The 3088-nt window shown below is 61.0% G+C and carries 1 protein-coding gene; it reads right to left on the bottom strand.

The genetic code is table 11. From position 1 onward, the window contains the following. Positions 1-3088: DUF6531 domain-containing protein (locus H0248_RS17325; protein WP_257981564.1), on the bottom strand; the 3088-nt coding region annotated here is incomplete at both ends.

The raw sequence follows: 3088 nt of genomic DNA, 5'->3' as shown, positions 1-3088 counted from the left end.
CCCGTTTCTGCATCAAACAACTGACCCTGATAGCGCAGCTCGCAGTACACCTCCTCGTTCGCCGCATCTCCCAGGTAGCGCCGCAGCGGGATAGGCCGTCGCTCTTCGCGGTGTGAGCCCCACAGCCCCTGTTCCCCGCGCCAGAGAACTTCCCCTTCCTCACTGCACAGCTCTCTTGCGGTTCCTGTCAGGTCCGTGACGATGTAGTGCAGTTGCGTACTGTCGCCCTGCGCCTCCACCTGTGCCAGCGGCCGGAAGCTTCCCGGCTCGTACACCCACTGTACTTCCCGTGCCGCTGACCCGTCCGCCCGGTACTGCTGCTGGCCTATCAGTTGGTCACCGTCCCACCGGTACGCCACCCGTGCGACCGCCTGCGCCGAAGGGAGTTGTCCCTCACGTACCTTACTGACTCTGCGGCCAAACGCATCGTAACGATAGCGCCACCGTGCCCCGTCCGGCAAACTCACACGCACCAGACGGTCCTGCACGTCCCAGTCGAAATACGTGTCCTTCGGCCTGAACCCCGGCCGCGTTTCCCGCTTCACCGCCAGACGCCCGCAGTCATCATACCGGTACTGCGTATGGCCCCGCTCTATTATCCGGCCCGCCGCATCGTACCGCGCCGACGCCTGCACCACCGCATCCTGCACCTTCAGCGTCTCACCCAGACCCGGCGCTATCTGCGACACCTCGCACAGGTTCTGTTCGCTGTCGTAGCCAAACAGCCGCGCCTGACGACGACGCCCCTCATCACGGCGCTCTGCCGTCACCTGACCGACCCCGTTCAGCCGGAACGCCTGTTCGCCCCAGTGGCTGTCGCTGATGCCCGTCAGCCGGTCCAGTACATCGTACTGATAACGACGCTCCAGCACGTCATTCACCCGGCCGTCCGCCCCTTCCAGCGCCTGACGCTGTAGCAGCCCCGTCGGGCTCCACTCGTGACGTAATGCAAACCCGCTGCCGTTACTGCGACGCTGCTCTTCCCCCGCCGCCGTGTGGCTGAACTGCAGCGGCTGGTGTGAACCGATACCCAGTGACGACAGCCGACCTGACTGCCACGCCAGCTGCAGCGGGGCCAGAATTCCTTCCACCACCGCACGCTGACCACCCGCGTCGTACCCGCTCTGCACCGCCTCGCCGTTCACCGTTTCCGACGTCACCTGCCCCGCACGGTTATAGGCGTATTCCACCACCGCATCCGGACTGGCGGCTTGGGTCAGCCGGCCGGCCGCGTCATACGCCAGTTCCGTGATGCCGTCCGTTTCCCCGTCCGCTTTCTGTGCCGTGATGCGCGTTATCCGCCCTGCCGCATCATGCTCGTAGTGCAGTGCGCTGCCATCCGGCGCGGTGCGCCGCACCAGACGGTCTGCCACATCATACTGATAGCGGTACACCCGACCGTCGTAATGCCGCTCCTCACTCAGCCGGCCGCTGCGGTCAAAACTGTACGTCCAGTCCCGTCCCTGGCTGTTCGTCACCCCGGCGAACGCCGCTTCCGCATTGTAGTGGTAGCGCACCGTCGCCCCCAGCGGGTCCGTCGCTTCCAGCAGGTTATCGAACGCCCCGTAGCGGAACTGGTAGCGCTGACCCAGCGCATCCGTCACCGCCGTCAGGTTACCTTCCACATCGTAACCAAACCGCGTCTCGCTGCCGTCTTCGTACACCACTTTCGACGGTGACTCGCGCACACCGTCATACTCCCAGCGCCTAACCTGTACGCCCGCTTCATGCCCGATATGCCGCTCTGTCAAACGGTCAAGGTCGTCATAGCGGAACATGACCGGCGGTGCATTATCACGCTCAAGGCGGCTCAGCAGACCACGACGGTTATAGTGATAGCGTTGCAACACGCCGTCCGGGCCTATCACCGTCGACAGTTGCCCCGTGTCACCATAACGGTACAGCCACTCGCGCCCTTCCGGATCGTTCACCTCGACAACCTGCCCGGCTGCGTTACGCTGATAGCGCCATTCGCTGCCCAGCGGGTCGGTGTAGGCCAGCAACTGCCCGTTATCGTCATACGTATAGTGATGCGTCGCGCCGTCAGCCAGAGTCACCTCGGTGACCTGCCCCCAGTCATTGCGCTGATACACCGTGCGACCACCCAGCGCGTCGGTCTCTGCCACCAGTTGATTATTCACCCACTCGTAACGGGTCTCACCGTCGTCGGGTGTACGCTGAAGCAGAATATTGTTGCGCTCGTCGCGCACGTAGCTAAATACCCCACCAAACCCGCTGTGGTAATGGCTGGTCAGAGTGTCATCGTCGTATTCAAAGTGACCCGGCCAGTAGCCTTCCGAGGTTCTGTCCCGGATAGCGCGGCCTTTTTTATCGTAGTCGTGCTCAACCCAGGTCGAGCCTAAATCCGACCAGCGCAGCAGCCAGCCTTCTGGCGAATAGCGATAGTCAAAGTTGCGTCCCTCATCCGCCCGGACACTCAGTAAATGCCCACTGTCGTCATAGGTATAGCTCGCCAGCGTTTTTAACCGCTGACGCTGTGGGGTACATAGCGTCAGTGCCGTAATCCTTTGATGTTCCGACGTGACGTGAATAAAACGCCCATCGGATAACTGCACCCAGCACAACGCGCCGAATACCCACTCGAAAGCCACCCGATTGCCCGCCGCATCCTCAATCGACGTCAAACAAAGCTGGAGACCGAGCGCATATTCAAAGCGATAGCGCAAGCCATCAACATGGTGAAGCACCAGCTCACCCTGCTGCCGGGTTAACCGCCATTGTGGGTTGGACGGTGAGCGACTGAACGCCCCTTCATTCGGGAGCGTGAAAAATGCCTGATTAAATTCACCATCGGTTAACGTTGCGACCCCATCGTTAAGCGTCAGGCTGATATCCCAGTTGCTACGCCACACAGTGCCCAATAAACCTGAGTGACGTTTTCCCGTAGAGCGATAGTAACGTTGCAATGAAAGCGACAGCGGACTGCTTACCTGAATGTCGGTGCGCTGCTCCACCACGGCACCCGTTGCCATGTCGACCGGGTCACCATTTTGTTTGCCATTTTTGGGGTCAGATTTCGTGTCTTCATTTTGTTCTTGTGCTTTTTTCTGGGCTGCACCATCGTCAC

Origin of the sequence: Pectobacterium brasiliense, assembly GCF_013449685.1 — a bacterium.
GTDB lineage: Bacteria > Pseudomonadota > Gammaproteobacteria > Enterobacterales > Enterobacteriaceae > Pectobacterium > Pectobacterium brasiliense_A.
The sequence above is the reverse complement of the archived record's forward strand: the minus strand, read 5'-3'. Positions and strand labels throughout refer to the sequence as shown.